Genomic DNA, 15,284 nt, shown 5'->3' on the forward strand with positions numbered 1-15,284 from the left:
TAACGCCTAATTTTTGGCAGAGAGAATCGTCATCTTGTTACACATTAAGTCCGTCTCCTGCATCAAGCAAGAACGTTGTTTGTTTGCGGACCTTAATTTTAGCCTTAAAAGCGGTCAAATCATGCAATTAGCGGGTCCTAACGGGGCTGGTAAAACATCGTTATTGCGTATCATCGCCGGTTTTTCTGCGCCTGATGAAGGCGAGGTTTTGTATCAAGAACGCTCAATAAATAAATACTATGAAGAGTTTGCTCACGACTTACTTTTTATAGGCCATAAAACGGGTGTTAACATACAGTTGAGCGCTGTTGAAAATGTACGCTTTTGGTTACGCATCAACGGCTATTCAAATGAGCCCGACCTATATCCAATTTTGGCAAAGCTAGGTTTGGTGGGCCTTGAAGACGTGCCAGTTAGAATGCTATCGGCAGGCCAGCAACGACGAGTTGCATTAGTTAGGCTGTGGCTAAGCGACGCAAAATTATGGGTATTAGACGAACCATTTACCGCACTCGATAAAAGCGGTGTTGCATTTTTGCAGCAGCGATTTACTCAACATCTAAATAATAATGGCGCCATACTATTAACTACTCACCAAGATTTAACCGCTCATTTTAGTGATTTACAAACAGTCACATTGGAGTATCGCCACTGATGACTCGTCAACACTCTTATTGGTTACTATTTAGCGCGGTTTTTATTAAAGATGTGAAGCTTGCTTTTCGCCAGCGAGCTGAAATTGTAAACCCAATATTGTTTTTTTTAATTGTTATTTCTTTGTTTCCGTTAGCAATAGGTCCTGAGCCCGGTCTGCTTGCTAGAGTGGCGCCCGGTATTATTTGGGTTGCCGCTTTACTCTCTACCATGTTGGGTTTAGATAAATTGTTTAGAGATGATTTTAATGATGGATCTCTTGAGCAGTTAATTGCCTCATCGTACCCTTTGTCACTCACAGTGCTTGCGAAAGTAGCAGCCCATTGGGTGGTAACGGGATTGCCCCTAGTACTCATGACACCACTGTTTGCGTTGTTACTTAACTTAGACAGTAATGCGCTGGTGGCCACTGTTTTAACGTTATTACTGGGTACACCGTTATTAAGCTTTATTGGTGCAATAGGGGCTGGGCTGACTGTTGGGCTACAAAAAGGGGGTATTTTGATGAGTTTACTCGTACTGCCTTTGTACATTCCTGTTCTAATTTTTGCAACGTCGGCTATCGATACCAGTGTTATGTCGCTGGATTATAGCGGGCAACTTGCCATCCTTGGTGCTATGTTAGTCATCGCTATTATTAGCGCACCAATCGCCATATCGTCAGCTTTAAAAGTGAGTATAAGTTAATGTGGAAGTGGTTACATCCCTATGCTAAAGCAGAGCGTGCATACCAGTTATGCAATACGTTCTTGCCTTATTTTGCCGTAGTTACGGTTGTTAGTATGCTCGTTGGTTGGGTGTGGGGGCTTGGTTTTGCACCTGCCGATTACCAACAAAAAGACAGCTACCGTATCATTTTTATTCATGTTCCTTCTGCCATTTTATCAATGGGGGCATATTCCTCTATGGCCATTGCAGCTATTGTTGCACTTGTATGGCAACTCAGAAATGCAGAACTTGCCGTAATTGCGATAGCCCCTGTTGGCGCATGTATGACGGCAATAGCACTGATAACCGGGGCTGCATGGGGTAAACCTATGTGGGGCGCTTGGTGGGTGTGGGATGCACGACTCACATCGGAGCTTATTTTATTATTTTTATATTTGGGCGTCATTTCGTTATACCACGCTTTTGAAGATAAAAAGGCGGCAGGTCGCGCGGCTTCAATTTTGGCTATTGTAGGGGTGATTAACTTACCAATAATTCACTTTTCGGTTGAATGGTGGAATACCCTTCATCAAGGAGCAAGCATTACTAAATTCAATACCAATGCAGTTGACCCAAGCATGTTTTGGCCATTAATGGTAAATATTTTAGCCTTTGCAGCGTTTGTTGGCACCGTCACTTTAATTCGTCTTAAAAATGAAATTTTGCAACGAGAAAAGCATCGCCCATGGGTGCGCCAGTTGCTTAATAGGGGGTAATTATGCAGTTTGACTCTTTTTCTGATTTTATTGCAATGGGAGGCTATGGGTTTTATGTATGGCTTTCATTTGGTACATGTGCACTTATTTTACTGGGTATTTTAGTGGGCTCTTTAAGAGATACTAAACGTATTATGGCTTCAGTAGAGCAACAAATTGTGCGCGAAGAGCGTATTAAGCAAGCCAAGCAGGAGCAAGCATCATGAATCCCAGACGTAAAAAACGCTTATTAGTCATTGTTGCTATTTTATTCGGTTTGGGATCATCGATAGGTTTAGTGCTTTACGCTTTACAAGAAAACATAAACTTATTTTATACCCCAAGTGAATTGATTGACGGCAAAGGCCCGAATAAAGAAAAACCATTTATCGGCCAAAAACTGCGTATTGGTGGCATGGTCGTCCCAGGGTCTGTTGATAGAAACGAGAAAAGCTTAGAAGTAAGCTTTAAATTAATTGATACAGGTCCATTAGTTACCGTGAAGTACCAAGGTATATTACCTGATCTGTTTCGCGAGGGGCAGGGCATTGTTGCGCAAGGTGTTTTAATTGAACCTAATGTCATTGAAGCGTTTGAAGTACTGGCCAAGCATGATGAAGAATACATGCCGGCAGAAGTTGCTGAGGCGGTTAAAGGCATTAAGCACGAAAAACCAAAATACAACCTAGATAGTGGTAATTAGCTATGATCCCAGAAATTGGTTACTTTTCTTTAACGCTCGCCATGGTGCTGAGCGTTTTATTATGTATTTTTCCACTTTGGGGCGCACATACAGGTAATCTTCGCTTAATGCGTGCAGCCCCCTCTTTAGCTATTGGTCAGTTTGCGTTTGTATTAATTTCGTTTGCTGCGCTTATATACGCAAGTTTAACTGATGATTTTACCGTGTCATATGTGGCTTATCATTCAAGTAGCACACTGCCTTGGTATTACAAAATAACATCGACTTGGGGCGGCCATGAAGGAGCAATTTTGCTTTGGTTAGTGATGCAAGCTGGATGGACTGCTGTCGTAGCTGCTCGTTCAAAGTCATTACCTTGGGTTTTACGTGCCCGTGTTTTAGGTGTACTTGGCTTTTTAGGAGTCGGCTTCATGATGTATACCTTACTTCTATCAAGCCCATTTGAACGTTTACTTCCTTACTTTCCGGTAGAAGGACGAGATTTAAATCCGCTTTTACAAGATCCCGGTATGATTATTCACCCGCCATTACTTTACATGGGCTATGTTGGCTTATCGGTTGCATTTTCGTTTGCAATTGCAGCACTTTTAACTGGAAAACTCGACAATACATGGGCTAAATGGTCACGCCCGTGGACAATGACCGCGTGGGGCTTTTTAAGCCTAGGTATTACAATTGGCAGTTGGTGGGCTTATGCAGAACTTGGCTGGGGTGGCTGGTGGTTTTGGGATCCAGTAGAAAACGCGTCGCTAATGCCATGGCTTGTTGCAACCGCTTTGCTTCATTCGCTAAGCGTGACAGAAAAGCGCGGTATTTTTAAATCGTGGACCGTTTTACTGGCAATTGCTGCATTTTCGTTAAGCTTGCTAGGCACGTTTATCGTGCGTTCAGGCATTATTGTATCTGTTCATGCGTTTGCAACAGATCCAGACAGAGGTTTGTTTATACTTGCCTTTTTAGGAATAGTTGTTGGCGGTGGTTTAGCGCTTTATGCACTTAGGGTATCGCAGGTTCACAGCGAAGGTCGATACAAGTTTGTATCGCGCGAAGTGGCATTATGGCTAAACAATATCTTTTTAGTTGTGGCAACCTTAATTGTATTACTAGGTACTCTGCTGCCTATGGTGCATAAAGAAATGGGCTTAGGCAGTATTTCTATAGGCGAACCATTTTTTAATAAGATGTTTGCAATACTACTGGTGCCATTTGCTATTTTAATGGGTATTGGCCCTTTTTTACGCTGGAAGCAAAACAAATGGGCGTTTTTACAAAATAAAATCGCAGTGGGTGTTTTGGCCAGTGTGGCAATTACTTGTGTATGGTTATTTTCAGCTTACGATGAAGTCACACCACTTACGCTATTAGCAACAACGCTGGGTGTGTGGGTTGCCATTTCAACCTTGATTGACATTGTGACTAAAGCTGCAGTGCATGGCTCATTAAAAGAAGGGTTAAAACGCTTAGGTGTTAGTTATTGGGCCATGGTGTTGGGCCACATTGGTATGGCATTTGTTATTGCGGGTGTTGCGCTAACCTCTGCGTACTCGGTTGAGCGCGACGTATCAATGAAGCAGGGTGATACAGTGCAGCTAAACCAATATAACTACCGTTTTGAAGGCGTTAAAACAATTCGTGGACCTAATTACAGTGGCCATGCTGGTGTTGTTACGGTGCTAAAAAACGATGACGTAGTGACTCGTTTGTACGCTGAAAAACGTAAATACGACATTGGCATGCAATTCATGACAGAAGCTGCCATTGATGCTGGTTTTACACGTGATTTATACCTTGCTCTAGGCGAGCAATTAAGCCAAGGAGCTTGGTCGCTTCGCATATACCATAAGCCGTTTGTGCGTTGGTTATGGATTGGTGGTGTATTAATTTCACTTGCAGGGTTTATGATTTTGTTTGATAAACGTTACCGTACATCTGCAAAAACAGCTCGAAAAGCTGCGGCGGAGAGCGTGCTATGAACCGTAAATTGTTAGCCATAGCGCCTCTTTTAGCCTTTGCTTTTATTTGTATATTTTTGTACCAAGGGCTGTTTGCAAACCCACGTGAAATACAAACAGGGCGAATTGGCCATGAAATGCCGGCTTTTACCCTTCCTGATTTAATGCAAGACAACAAGCAATGGACCAACGAAGCGTTAAAAGGCGAGGTTTATTTATTGAATGTGTGGGGCACGTGGTGCCCAACCTGTTTAGCAGAGCTGGGTTACTTAACAAAGTTGCGAGAGCAAGGCGTTAAAATTATTGGCTTGTATTATGTGCAAGGTTACGACGCAGACTTTGATGGTCCTTTTGACATGCAAGCACTACGTACTGAAGTACAAGACATGCTTGAGCGTGCGGGTAATCCTTATCAGTTTAATATTTTGGATTTACACCGCACGCTGTCGTTAGATTTGGGCGTATCGGGTGCGCCAGAAACATTTTTAATCGATAAAAACGGCACCATTTTGCTACACCATACCGGTGATATTAATCCACGAGTATGGCGTTCTAAATTTGCACCTATGATGCAGGAGCTGAAATAATGAAGTGGCTATTGTTTTCACTCAGCCTTTTACTAACGACAAGCGCATTAGCACAAGCTGATCGCTACGTATTTGATACCGACGAGCAAGCGGTTCGTTTTGAAGAGCTTACAAAAGAACTTCGTTGTCCTAAGTGTCAAAACCAAAATATTGCAGATTCAGACGCTATTGTTGCCAAAGACCTTCGTGAAAGAGTGGTAGAGCTAGTTAAAGAAGGCAACACAAAAGACGAAGTAATTGACTACATGATTGACCGCTATGGTTATTTTGTTCATTACGACCCACCTGTGACACCTGCAACACTGGTACTTTGGGTATTGCCGGTACTCATTGTTATTGTTGGATTTGGTTTTATTGTAATTCGTCAGCGTAAAGCGTCTGTAAAGCAGACCTGGAGCAACCAAGATGAAGTACTTTTAAATAAGCTAATTGAACAAAATAAACGTCAGGAGCAAAGTTAAATGATTTTAATGTGGGCGTGTTTTGCTTTACTCACACTGATTGCACTGGCGTTTGTTATGCTGCCTTTTTTGCAAAAAGAGCGTGTTAAAACAATTACTCATAACGCAAATGCAGAGCTTATAAGTATTTATGAACAGCGTTTAGTCGATTTAAAGACTGATTTAGATAACCAACGTATAGATGATGCTAACTATTCTGAATCGATTGTTGAACTAAAACGCCGCTTACTTAATGAGCTGTCACCAGAAAAATCATTGATTAGTAAAGGTAACAACCGTATTTTTGCCCTGACAGGGGGGGCATTTGTTATTGCACTAAGCGGTATTTTTTATAGTTTAACGGGTAGCCAACAACAAATATCAGCATGGCACGATGCCATGGATAATCTGACTGAATACGGTGAGCGCGCAGTGATGCAAAAAGGCGAGCAGCTTACTCAAAATGAGCTACAAGCATTTGCACTGGCACTGCGCACTAAGTTGAGTCGATCAGGCGATGACGAAATGGCGTGGATGTTACTCGGTCGTGTTGCGATGTCACTGAATGAGTTTGATATGGCTCAGCAATCATTTGATAAAGCACTGCGCATGAACCCTGATAACAAACAGGTATTAATAAGTTACAGCCAAATTTTACTCCTTGAAGGCAGCGAAGCCAACATGACACGTGCTGCGGGTATGTTGTCAAAAGTATTAAATGCAGAGCCCACTAATTTAGATGCTATTTCGTTATTAGCGCTGATTGCTTACGAGCGAAAGGACTGGCCTCAAGCCAAAGCTGCATTTGAAGTATTGCTAGCCAGTATGGAAAAAAATGATTCTCGTTATGGCTTAATATCTCAGCGTATTGCAAATATTGAACTGCAAATGCAAAGCGAAGGTTCTGTAATGCCAGTTACTCAGGCCAATAGCATTGCTGTTACCGTTAATGTTGCCAGTGAGCTTATTAGTAAATTGCCGCAAGAAGGGACTTTGTTTGTATTTGCAAAAGCCGCGAGCGGTTCGCCAATGCCACTTGCTGCTGTAAAACTCACTTCGTATTCATTTCCTATTACAGTTGAATTAAACGACAGCACTGCCATGGTTGAAGGTATGAACTTATCTAGCGCAGAAGATATTATTATATCGGCGCGTGTTTCGTTAGATGACTCTGTTATGCCAAGTTCAGGTGAATTAGAAGGGCATTCTTCTTCACTAAAGCGTGAAAGCGTAAGTGAATACCAACTCCAAATTGATACATTAATACCTTAAGGACGACACATGTTAAGACAAAGTTTAGCTTTTTTAAGCTTTTTGATACTTGCCGGTTGTGCGCAAGTACCAGAAAGTAAAGTCGATGAAAGAGATCCATTGCAAAGTATTAACCGTCCGCTGTATGACTTTAATATGGATGTTTTAGACGCTTACATACTTCGCCCAGCAGCAGTGGGTTATGTTGCTGTGACTCCTGTGCCAGTGCGTCAAAGTATTGTTCACTTTACCGATAACCTTACGGCACCGGTTGATATGGTAAACGCGGGCCTACAGGGCAAACCGGGTAACGCCAGTGTTAGCCTTGCGCGATTTTTAGTGAATTCTACCGTGGGCATTTTTGGTATTTTTGATGTCGCTAGTTCTCTTGGTTTAAATCGAGTAGATGAAGATTTTGGTCAAACAATGGGCGTGTGGGGCATTGGTGATGGTGCATACTTAATGCTACCTGCAATGGGGCCAACAACAGCAAGAAACTTAACCGGTGACGTAGTAGATAATTTTGTATTACCAGAAATAGCCCTAACTACGCCACAAACTGTGTTAGTTTTTGCTTTAAAAGCAGTAGAAGCACGCGCGTCTTTAATGGCGCAAGAAGGGCTTTTAAATGACTCACTTGACCCCTACTTATTTGTAAAAGATATTTATTTTCAACGTCAATTATTCGAGCTTTACGATGGCAATCCGCCAATTAAAGAAGAGCCAGCCGACTTTGATGAAGACTTTCTAGAAAGTTTATAAGTGAATCAAACGTAAAAACGCCAGCTAAATGCTGGCGTTTTTATTATGAAATAAGGTTTACTAAGTACCCTACGTTATATTTAGGTATTAACCATCAAACTCATTTGCTCGTTAACCCAGCTTAATGCTTCATGATAAGCATCAGGAACTTGGTCGGCAATATTGAGTGCCTTAGAAATGTCGTTTGCTTGTGACCAATCTGCTTTTTCGTAATGCTTAACAAGGTTTAAATATTGCGCTAATAATCCTTCGTTATCTAACAATGCCGCTTTAATGTCGTTAGATAAAGGAAGCTTTTGCATCACACTTTGCATACTTTCATCTAAAATGGCATCCATTAGCGACATCATACCGGTTAAAAACGCCATGCCTGTATCTTTCATTTGCCCATGTGAAATAGCTAATAGTTCACAAAAGCGAGCGCGCGTGAGAGATAATCTAATTAACTCTACCGGTTTATCAGCCGATACTTGTGCAGCAAATAACAAAGAGAGCAGTTTTTTAATTTCTTGAGCACCTAAAACAATAAGCGCTTGTTTTATTGTGCTTATTTCCGCTCGTCGTGTAAAAGCTGCTGAGTTTGAGTATCTAAGTAGTTTGTAAGACAGGTTTACATCACGTTCAAATACATCGGTGATTTTTTTAAGATCCATCTCTACACTTGACGTTTGGTAGAGTAATTCTGCAAGGGCCATTTCTGATGGCGGTAGCGCTTTGCTTTTAACCATTTCTGGTTTAGAAAAGAAAAATCCTTGAAAGTAATCAAAGCCAAGCTCTAACGCTAAGCTGTATGCTTCATATGTTTCTACTTTTTCTGCTAAAAGCTTTATATGCGGTTGTGCCTTTAGCTCTTTTATAATGGTTTTTATTGTTGCTAAATCACACGTTAAAAAGTCGATTTTAATAATATCGATAAACGGATAAAAGTGGCGCCATACCGGCTGGTGAATGTAATCATCGAGCGCGATGGTATAGCCCTTGTCTTTTAGGTCTTTAACAATAGCAAGTAAGCGTTTACCGGGTTGAATTGTTTCAAGTATTTCTACAACAATGGTGTCTTTACCCAATAGGGTAGGGTAACCCTTAAGTAAGGTTTCTAGTGTAAAGTTAATATAAGCAGGCTTGTTATCGGTTAAGTCTTCTAAACCAAAGTTAAACTGACTGCCTTCAATTAAGCGCGTAGTTGCTTCGTCACCATCTATATTGGGGAATACATTATCCACGCCATCACGAAACAAAAGCTCGTAGCCAATAAGCTCTTTATCACGATTTAAAATAGGTTGGCGCGCAGCATAAAAATACATAAAAAAATCCGTGTCAGTCAAGTCAGTCGCTATTGTAATAATATATTAGAAAACATACAAAATAGCATGCTGTATATTTTGCTAAATAATGAAATAGCATTATTAAATAAATGCGCTTAGCTATTTTGTACATGTTAAAACGCTTTTTTTAGCAATCGTTTTCAACATGAGTATTTTTAAACTAAGAAAATACAACAAATAGAGATTTTTATGGCAGGCATGATATAGTCCAAAAGAATGCTTTTATCCTAATAGTGACTTTATTATAAAATTTTAAGAGTCAATATTCGGATCAAAAGCCTGCTACTTTTAATTGTTTTATGGAGGCGAATTTGGAAACAGGAATGATCATTTCATTGTCACTATATTTTGTTGTTATGCTAGGTATTGGTTTATATGCCTATAAGCAGTCAACAAGTGATGTTTCTGGTTATATGCTGGGTGGTAGAAACTTGTCACCAAGTGTTGCAGCACTTTCAGCGGGTGCTTCAGATATGAGTGGCTGGATTTTAATGGGTTTACCTGGCGCCATGTTTGTTACTGGCTTAAGTAGCACATGGATTGCATTTGGCTTAATTGCCGGTGCATGGTTAAACTACTTTTTAGTTGCACCGCGTTTAAGGGTTTACACTGAAAAAGCGAATGACTCTATTACCATCCCTGATTACTTTTCTAACCGATTTAACGATAAATCAAATTTACTTCGTGTTGTATCGGCTGTTGTAATTATTGTGTTCTTCACACTGTATACCTCATCAGGCGTTGTTGCCGGTGGTAAACTATTTGAAAGCTCATTTGGCTTAAGCTACGAAATGGGGCTTTATATCACAACGGGTGTTGTTGTTTTGTATACACTCTTTGGCGGCTTTTTAGCGGTTAGCTTAACTGACTTCGTACAAGGCTGTATTATGTTTATTGCACTTATTTTAGTGCCCGCTGTTGCTTATTCATTATTAGATCAACCATTGCAGTCAACCTTAAACAGCGTTAACCCAGACATGCTTAGTTGGATAGGTGCAGGGTCTGCGCTAGGTATTATTTCAGCAATGGCGTGGGGCCTGGGTTACTTTGGGCAACCACATATAATTGTGCGTTTTATGTCGGTGCGCAGTGTTAAAGATATGCCAACAGCGCGTCGTATTGGTATGTCTTGGATGATTGTTGCTGCAATAGGCGCTGTAGGTACAGGTATTTTTGGTGCGGCTTATACGTACGAGAATAATATAGTAGTGGATGATCCTGAAACTATATTCCTGATCCTTTCAGAGCTCTTGTTTCACCCACTTATTGCTGGCTTTTTACTTGCTGCAATATTAGCTGCAATTATGAGCACAATTTCATCTCAGCTATTAGTAAGTTCAAGCTCACTAACTGAAGATTTTTACAAAACATTTTTACGTAAAGAAGCCAGCGACGCAGAGCTTGTACTGGTAGGGCGCATTAGCGTGTCTATTGTTGCAATACTCGCTATTTACCTAGCGTACGATAGAGACAGCTCTATTTTAGATTTAGTAAGTAATGCGTGGGCAGGCTTTGGTGCTGCATTTGGGCCGCTTGTATTGTTTAGCCTTTACTGGAAACGTATGAACTTTGCGGGTGCGCTTTCGGGGATGGTTGTGGGTGCGGTTACCGTTTTACTATGGATTTACGGCCCGTTCACAATCAATGGTGAAAGTTTAAGTAGCGTAATGTACGAAATTGTCCCAGGCTTTATACTCGCGAGTATTGCTATTGTAGTTGTAAGTTTAGCAACCAATGAGCCTAATTCAGATATAACAACGTTATTTGATGAAGTAGAGAAAGAGCTTTAATTAATATTTGTTTTTATAAAAGCTATAAAAAAGGGAGCAACTAAGTTGCTCCCTTTCTTTTTGCAAAATATTTAGCTTGCTTGTTTGGCGTTGTTATCGTCTATCGATGCAACGTTATCTGACTTTTTATTTTTACTTACCGCTTTAGCAGTAGCAGGTTCTTTGGCACCTTTAAGCACCGACATAAAGTCGTCTTTGCTTTTTGCTATTTCTAACGCAAGCGATTCTATTTGTTGCTCACTTAATGGCACGTCTACTTTTTCTAGCATCAGCTCAAGTGATTCTGCTATGTCTAGCATTTTGTCATAGGCATCAGCTTCTTTTTTAGTAGTAAACGTCATGCGTTCGACTCCGTTTCGTTCTACAACATATTTAACAACAACAGCCATGATTTCTCCTGCAAACTTGCTTGGCACTGTGGTTTATAAAAACCATAAGATTACTGTTTTTATATACAGTAAAGGTTTGCAAGTAAATATGCAAGCGCAGAGTTGTAATTTTTAAGTGTCTTAAATTTGACAAAAAACGGTAACTTAACTTTATTTAATATATCACTTGGTTGTACCAGCTGCATTTTAAGGATTTCGGAGAAAAGTGATAATGCATTTAGGTACCTCCAAAGTGGCTAGCCTCGCGTTTGTTATTTTTGGGTTCCTAATAATTAAAATAAATATGTTCTAAAATGGACAATAAGGACGATAAAATGAAAACCTTTAAAATTTTACTTATAGCAAGCTTATTAAGTATCCTACCCGTTACGACCTCTTACGCGCAATTACCTGAAGTAAGCAACTCTATGGCTCAAATCGAGGCGGTAAGCATTAATAGTGCAGATGCTAAAATGTTAGCCAAACTGCCTGGAATTGGTAAGAAAAAAGCACAAGCAATAGTAAATTACCGAGATGAAAATGGTGTATTTACAAGCCTTGAGGATTTAGCCAAGGTGAAGGGGATAGGTAAAAAAGTAATGAGCAAGTTAGAAGGTAAAGTTAAACTTTAAAAAAAGGGCGCTAAGCGCCCTTTTCATGTTGTTGTAGTGCCTCGTCTAGGTTTCTTCGTGCAAAATTAATATCAACAGGGGCGGTTAATAACGGATAAAAAAGTCCACCTAATAGTAAAAAGGGAATAATTAACCAACCTTCAAAAAGGGTAAATATTAAAAATAATGGGCTTAATAGCAATATTTTGATAATACGGAGTAATACACGGTCTGTTGGCGACAACATTGATAAAGACCGTGCTATAACAAGCTGCCTCTCGCGTATTTTTAAATGCTGCAACTGTTTAAGTTGGCTAGAAAAAAATGTAAACATAATTATTAAACCGTTCTTTTTAGTATTAATCGACTACCCAATACAATACAAAATGCCAGTGCAAAAAGTGCAAAAATAACTTCCATCCAAGCAGGCATGCTAAGCGATAAAAACTCCCAATCTATGTTACCGCAATCGCCAGTGGCTTCAAAAAAGCTTGGTATCCATTCATGCAACGGCATAAACGATGGAAAATTAGGCTCAAATTCACAGCTAAACGCAAATGGATCGGTGGTTGTTTGCATATCTATGTGCTCACGGGCAATTAAATACCCCCAAATGCTCGATACTCCCCAAGCAATATAAGCAACTATACGCATTATTTTGCTTTGTGGATTAATTGACCCAACAATACCCGCGCCAAGCAATCCTAATACCGCGGTTCGTTGATAAATGCACATAATGCAAGGCGCTAACCCCATATTGTATTGAAAAAACAATGCAGTTACTTCTAGCAAAAAAACAATCGCAGAAAATAAAAGCCAAGGTGTTCGTTGAGTCGGTAATTGCGCAAGCCAGTTCATAAAAAGTCCGATAATAAATAAGGCGCTAGATTATGACGCACGAAAAAGTAAGCGGCAACAAAAAGAGGTATATTAAAAGTTTTATTGTTATCCCGCTGAAAAAACAATATCTCAGTTATATAAAAAGCTATATTGAAATGCTTTGTTATATTTTCTATGCATATTGAGTTGCAATTGGGCTTTACTTATTAATATGAGGATAGTTTTATCCAACTTATAATAGTTAAAGCAAATAGGTAAGAGCTACTATGGGCAAGAAGCGATCGGTTTATTTCGTCAATTGAAAGTCTAGGTTAGTTATACGATCAATGAAAAAAAATTAAATGTGTTTTTAATTAAAGTCGGGTGTTTCTACCCATTAATTTAATGCCATTGAGCGTGCAAACACATATTCATTATCAGTGTAATAGCTGATAAGTTCTTCCTTATTAAAATCATACTTGTAAAAAAAAGATGTTGTGACGGTCTTTTTATTGTTTATGGTTATTTCGAATTCAGCCTGTGATGCTTTATTAAATGAAACACTACATCTATTATTTAAACCTAACAAATAAACTTTACCATCAATTTCGATACTGTTGTTTCCTAAAGTAATTTCATTGGGGGTTGTTAATAAGTGCAAAAAATAATAGAGCGCTGTTAAATAGAAAAGAGGAGAAACAAACAAAGCAGCCTTTATCTTCACAGAGTCAGAGTCATTTAAGTAATAGGTAGAGATCATGGATATTATTGAAAACAAAACAACTATAACAAAATTTGGAGAGAGCCAGTTTTTGGTGAATTTAAATATCATATTAAATCGCAGAGGTAGGAGTTAAGGTCGGCTCAATAATTTAAGCTAACAGAAACTAAGGCTTTATAATCTTACTCCATATTATTAAATTACCATTAGTATTTCTACACTTTTACTACTGGAAAATATGTGCTTTGCCCATTTGTTTGCCTCATAGTAGGCCTTACTCTAGAAAATTTTGCTTAACGGGCTAACAACACCGTTTGCTCCTTGCTGTAAAACATGAGTGTAAATCTGCGTGGTTTTAACATCTGTATGACCTAACTGAGCTTGCACCGTTCTTATATCTGCTCCACTTTGTAACAAGTGTGTTGCAAAAGAATGACGAAAGGTATGAGGCGTAACAATCTTTGTAATATTGGTTTGCTTTAATGCCTTTTTAACCGCTTTTCTAACACATGTTGGATGGAAGTGATGACGCCGTATCTCGCCGGTTTCTAGATCACTACTTAATTTGTAGGAAGGAAATAAGTACTGCCACGCGAGTGATTTGTTAGCTGACGGATATTTACGAGCTAAAGCGTTTGGCATCCATACGCCTGCGTATTGTTCGTTTTGTAAATCTAATCGCAAATATTCTTCAACTTGCATAATTTGATTTCTAAGTAACGGGAGCAACTCAGTTGCAAGTGTAACGATACGATGCTTATTGCCTTTCCCGTTCCAAATTTGAATGCATTTATAATCAAAATCAATGTCTTTTACTCGCAGCTGCACAGCCTCCATCACTCGCAAGCCACTACCATACATTAACCCCACGATTAAGTAATATCGCTTAGATAGATGAACCATCAATTGTTTGACCTCATCAGGGGTCATCACAACAGGCAATTTGGGCTGTCGCTTACTTCGTGCAAAGTTCAAGTTTAACGAAAGTTCATTTTTGACAATATGTTTATATAAAAAAGCTAACGCATTTAAAGCTGCACATTGTGTTTTAGCTGACATGTTACGTTTTAATACAATATGGTCTAAAAACGCTTCGACTTCTGAATCTCCCATTGAGCTTGGGTGGCGTTTGTTGTGAAAGTGAATAAAATTTGCGATCCAACTCAAATAAGCATTAATAGTTCTTAATGAATATTGTCGAGTGAGCATATAGTCCGCAATGTAATTTAAATACGCAGAGCGAGTTTTCATTTTCAATCCGTCGAATTTTAACTGTATGCATATACAGTTATAGCTCAGTCGCTCGCATAGTCAAGAAAACGACCCAGTCGCTCGTTTTATACTGAGAGGAAAAACGAGCACTGATGAATTTTAATAACACTGGCAATTAGTTGACAAGTTTGTTAAAAATAAACCAATAAGAAAACGAGCTACGCTTTGGTAGAAATACGCGCGATTAGCTCGCTATAAACATGTTATGTTTACTAAGGATTCAGCATGAAATGGATAGTTTCGGTATTAATATTCGCCACTGTTGTATTCTTGCTCAAGCAAACAGAGTCACCTAAATCTCAGAATTTGATCGTAGAAACTCAGCCAGTCATATCATTTAAGTGCGAAGATGTTTGGCGCACAAGTAATATGTTAGATATTGGTTTCAATTTAAAATCAGGTGAGTATTCTTTTCGAACTCAATTACAAAAATCAGATTGCGAGCAGTTCAATAAAAAAGTAAAAATAGGTTCTATTGCTAATGTTTCATATCAATCTGCTGGTTATAAGCGATTTAGTTTGGTGTCAATTGAAATAGACAATCAGGTTTGGGTAAAACAGTAAACATAACAAGTGACTATGGTGTCAATTCCTAATTTTAAACCATTTTAGGATCCCACATGACA

19 protein-coding genes are annotated in these 15,284 nt (G+C 39.4%); 13 read left to right on the forward strand and 6 right to left on the reverse strand.

All coding sequences use genetic code 11. The annotated features are described in order from the left end of the window. Positions 1-34: 34 nt before the first annotated feature. From ccmA to KZZ04_RS08515, 10 genes are read left to right on the forward strand one after another with little or no spacing between them, the layout of a single operon-like run. Complete coding sequence (ccmA, locus tag KZZ04_RS08470; protein ID WP_138527445.1) at positions 35-655, forward strand: cytochrome c biogenesis heme-transporting ATPase CcmA; 621 nt, start codon at positions 35-37, stop codon at positions 653-655. Then, a complete protein-coding gene (ccmB, locus tag KZZ04_RS08475; protein ID WP_219422404.1) occupies positions 655-1,341 on the forward strand; it encodes a heme exporter protein CcmB in 687 nt (228 codons plus the stop codon). Before ccmA ends, ccmB begins: the two co-directional genes overlap by 1 nt. After that, positions 1,341-2,078: a heme ABC transporter permease gene (locus KZZ04_RS08480; protein ID WP_058405078.1), complete on the forward strand. Its 738-nt coding sequence runs from the start codon at positions 1,341-1,343 to the stop codon at positions 2,076-2,078. Before ccmB ends, KZZ04_RS08480 begins: the two co-directional genes overlap by 1 nt. Positions 2,079-2,080: 2 nt before the next feature. Next, the gene (gene ccmD / locus KZZ04_RS08485; protein ID WP_058405079.1) at positions 2,081-2,284 is read left to right on the forward strand and encodes a heme exporter protein CcmD; all 204 of its coding nucleotides are present in this window, start codon (positions 2,081-2,083) and stop codon (positions 2,282-2,284) included. Continuing rightward, positions 2,281-2,760, forward strand: coding sequence for a cytochrome c maturation protein CcmE (ccmE, locus tag KZZ04_RS08490; protein WP_058405080.1), 480 nt, complete (start codon positions 2,281-2,283; stop codon positions 2,758-2,760). Before ccmD ends, ccmE begins: the two co-directional genes overlap by 4 nt. Before the next feature lie 2 nt (positions 2,761-2,762). Further along, on the forward strand, positions 2,763-4,733 hold the full coding sequence (locus KZZ04_RS08495) for a heme lyase CcmF/NrfE family subunit (protein ID WP_219422406.1): 1,971 nt from the start codon (positions 2,763-2,765) through the stop codon (positions 4,731-4,733). Next, positions 4,730-5,299, forward strand: a complete 570-nt coding sequence (locus KZZ04_RS08500; protein ID WP_058405082.1) for a DsbE family thiol:disulfide interchange protein — start codon at positions 4,730-4,732, stop codon at positions 5,297-5,299. Before KZZ04_RS08495 ends, KZZ04_RS08500 begins: the two co-directional genes overlap by 4 nt. Further along, positions 5,299-5,760 (forward strand): cytochrome c-type biogenesis protein, encoded by a 462-nt coding sequence (locus KZZ04_RS08505; RefSeq protein ID WP_058405083.1) that lies wholly within the window; start codon positions 5,299-5,301, stop codon positions 5,758-5,760. The genes KZZ04_RS08500 and KZZ04_RS08505 overlap by 1 nt, the downstream gene beginning before the upstream one ends. Next, on the forward strand, positions 5,761-7,011 hold the full coding sequence (gene ccmI / locus KZZ04_RS08510) for a c-type cytochrome biogenesis protein CcmI (RefSeq protein WP_219422413.1): 1,251 nt from the start codon (positions 5,761-5,763) through the stop codon (positions 7,009-7,011). It begins immediately after the preceding gene. A gap of 9 nt (positions 7,012-7,020) precedes the next feature. After that, the gene (locus tag KZZ04_RS08515; protein ID WP_008127611.1) at positions 7,021-7,752 is read left to right on the forward strand and encodes a VacJ family lipoprotein; all 732 of its coding nucleotides are present in this window, start codon (positions 7,021-7,023) and stop codon (positions 7,750-7,752) included. 80 nt (positions 7,753-7,832) lie between these two features. Here KZZ04_RS08515 and KZZ04_RS08520 read toward each other — a convergent pair whose 3' ends face one another. Then, a complete protein-coding gene (locus KZZ04_RS08520) occupies positions 7,833-9,056 on the reverse strand; it encodes an EAL and HDOD domain-containing protein (RefSeq protein WP_058405085.1) in 1,224 nt (407 codons plus the stop codon). A gap of 332 nt (positions 9,057-9,388) precedes the next feature. Here KZZ04_RS08520 and putP point away from each other — a divergent pair, with 332 nt between their 5' ends. Then, on the forward strand, positions 9,389-10,867 hold the full coding sequence (gene putP / locus KZZ04_RS08525) for a sodium/proline symporter PutP (protein WP_058552264.1): 1,479 nt from the start codon (positions 9,389-9,391) through the stop codon (positions 10,865-10,867). Between the two features lie 71 nt (positions 10,868-10,938). Here the strand turns inward: putP and KZZ04_RS08530 are convergent, their stop codons facing one another. Further along, complete coding sequence (locus KZZ04_RS08530; protein ID WP_058405087.1) at positions 10,939-11,256, reverse strand: YebG family protein; 318 nt, start codon at positions 11,254-11,256, stop codon at positions 10,939-10,941. 314 nt (positions 11,257-11,570) lie between these two features. Between KZZ04_RS08530 and KZZ04_RS08535 the strand changes: the two genes are divergently transcribed. Next, on the forward strand, positions 11,571-11,867 hold the full coding sequence (locus tag KZZ04_RS08535) for a helix-hairpin-helix domain-containing protein (protein ID WP_219422415.1): 297 nt from the start codon (positions 11,571-11,573) through the stop codon (positions 11,865-11,867). A gap of 10 nt (positions 11,868-11,877) precedes the next feature. Here KZZ04_RS08535 and KZZ04_RS08540 read toward each other — a convergent pair whose 3' ends face one another. The 4 genes from KZZ04_RS08540 to KZZ04_RS08555 form a co-directional block, all read right to left on the reverse strand. Further along, positions 11,878-12,180 carry a hypothetical protein gene (locus tag KZZ04_RS08540; RefSeq protein WP_058405089.1) on the reverse strand — a complete coding sequence of 101 codons (303 nt, stop codon included), beginning with the start codon at positions 12,178-12,180 and terminating at the stop codon, positions 11,878-11,880. Between the two features lie 5 nt (positions 12,181-12,185). Then, complete coding sequence (gene dsbB, locus KZZ04_RS08545) at positions 12,186-12,704, reverse strand: disulfide bond formation protein DsbB (protein ID WP_219422417.1); 519 nt, start codon at positions 12,702-12,704, stop codon at positions 12,186-12,188. Between the two features lie 358 nt (positions 12,705-13,062). Then, positions 13,063-13,425: a hypothetical protein gene (locus KZZ04_RS08550; RefSeq protein ID WP_219422418.1), complete on the reverse strand. Its 363-nt coding sequence runs from the start codon at positions 13,423-13,425 to the stop codon at positions 13,063-13,065. 240 nt (positions 13,426-13,665) lie between these two features. Continuing rightward, positions 13,666-14,637 (reverse strand): integron integrase, encoded by a 972-nt coding sequence (locus KZZ04_RS08555; protein WP_219422419.1) that lies wholly within the window; start codon positions 14,635-14,637, stop codon positions 13,666-13,668. Between the two features lie 246 nt (positions 14,638-14,883). Between KZZ04_RS08555 and KZZ04_RS08560 the strand changes: the two genes are divergently transcribed. Continuing rightward, positions 14,884-15,222: a hypothetical protein gene (locus KZZ04_RS08560; RefSeq protein WP_219422421.1), complete on the forward strand. Its 339-nt coding sequence runs from the start codon at positions 14,884-14,886 to the stop codon at positions 15,220-15,222. Positions 15,223-15,284 lie beyond the last annotated feature (62 nt).

It is taken from the genome of Pseudoalteromonas sp. CR1, from assembly GCF_019392235.1.
Classification (GTDB): Bacteria; Pseudomonadota; Gammaproteobacteria; order Enterobacterales; family Alteromonadaceae; genus Pseudoalteromonas.

Coding starts and splice junctions, on each gene's coding strand:
- ccmB (WP_219422404.1), top strand. CDS start 655: ATGACTCGTCAACACTCTTATTGGTTACTATTTAGCGCGGTTTTTATT.
- KZZ04_RS08480 (WP_058405078.1), top strand. CDS start 1,341: ATGTGGAAGTGGTTACATCCCTATGCTAAAGCAGAGCGTGCATACCAG.
- ccmD (WP_058405079.1), top strand. CDS start 2,081: ATGCAGTTTGACTCTTTTTCTGATTTTATTGCAATGGGAGGCTATGGG.
- ccmE (WP_058405080.1), top strand. CDS start 2,281: ATGAATCCCAGACGTAAAAAACGCTTATTAGTCATTGTTGCTATTTTA.
- KZZ04_RS08495 (WP_219422406.1), top strand. CDS start 2,763: ATGATCCCAGAAATTGGTTACTTTTCTTTAACGCTCGCCATGGTGCTG.
- KZZ04_RS08500 (WP_058405082.1), top strand. CDS start 4,730: ATGAACCGTAAATTGTTAGCCATAGCGCCTCTTTTAGCCTTTGCTTTT.
- KZZ04_RS08505 (WP_058405083.1), top strand. CDS start 5,299: ATGAAGTGGCTATTGTTTTCACTCAGCCTTTTACTAACGACAAGCGCA.
- ccmI (WP_219422413.1), top strand. CDS start 5,761: ATGATTTTAATGTGGGCGTGTTTTGCTTTACTCACACTGATTGCACTG.
- KZZ04_RS08515 (WP_008127611.1), top strand. CDS start 7,021: ATGTTAAGACAAAGTTTAGCTTTTTTAAGCTTTTTGATACTTGCCGGT.
- KZZ04_RS08520 (WP_058405085.1), bottom strand. CDS start 9,056: ATGTATTTTTATGCTGCGCGCCAACCTATTTTAAATCGTGATAAAGAG.
- KZZ04_RS08530 (WP_058405087.1), bottom strand. CDS start 11,256: ATGGCTGTTGTTGTTAAATATGTTGTAGAACGAAACGGAGTCGAACGC.
- KZZ04_RS08535 (WP_219422415.1), top strand. CDS start 11,571: ATGAAAACCTTTAAAATTTTACTTATAGCAAGCTTATTAAGTATCCTA.
- KZZ04_RS08540 (WP_058405089.1), bottom strand. CDS start 12,180: ATGTTTACATTTTTTTCTAGCCAACTTAAACAGTTGCAGCATTTAAAA.
- dsbB (WP_219422417.1), bottom strand. CDS start 12,704: ATGAACTGGCTTGCGCAATTACCGACTCAACGAACACCTTGGCTTTTA.
- KZZ04_RS08550 (WP_219422418.1), bottom strand. CDS start 13,425: ATGATCTCTACCTATTACTTAAATGACTCTGACTCTGTGAAGATAAAG.
- KZZ04_RS08555 (WP_219422419.1), bottom strand. CDS start 14,637: ATGAAAACTCGCTCTGCGTATTTAAATTACATTGCGGACTATATGCTC.
- KZZ04_RS08560 (WP_219422421.1), top strand. CDS start 14,884: ATGAAATGGATAGTTTCGGTATTAATATTCGCCACTGTTGTATTCTTG.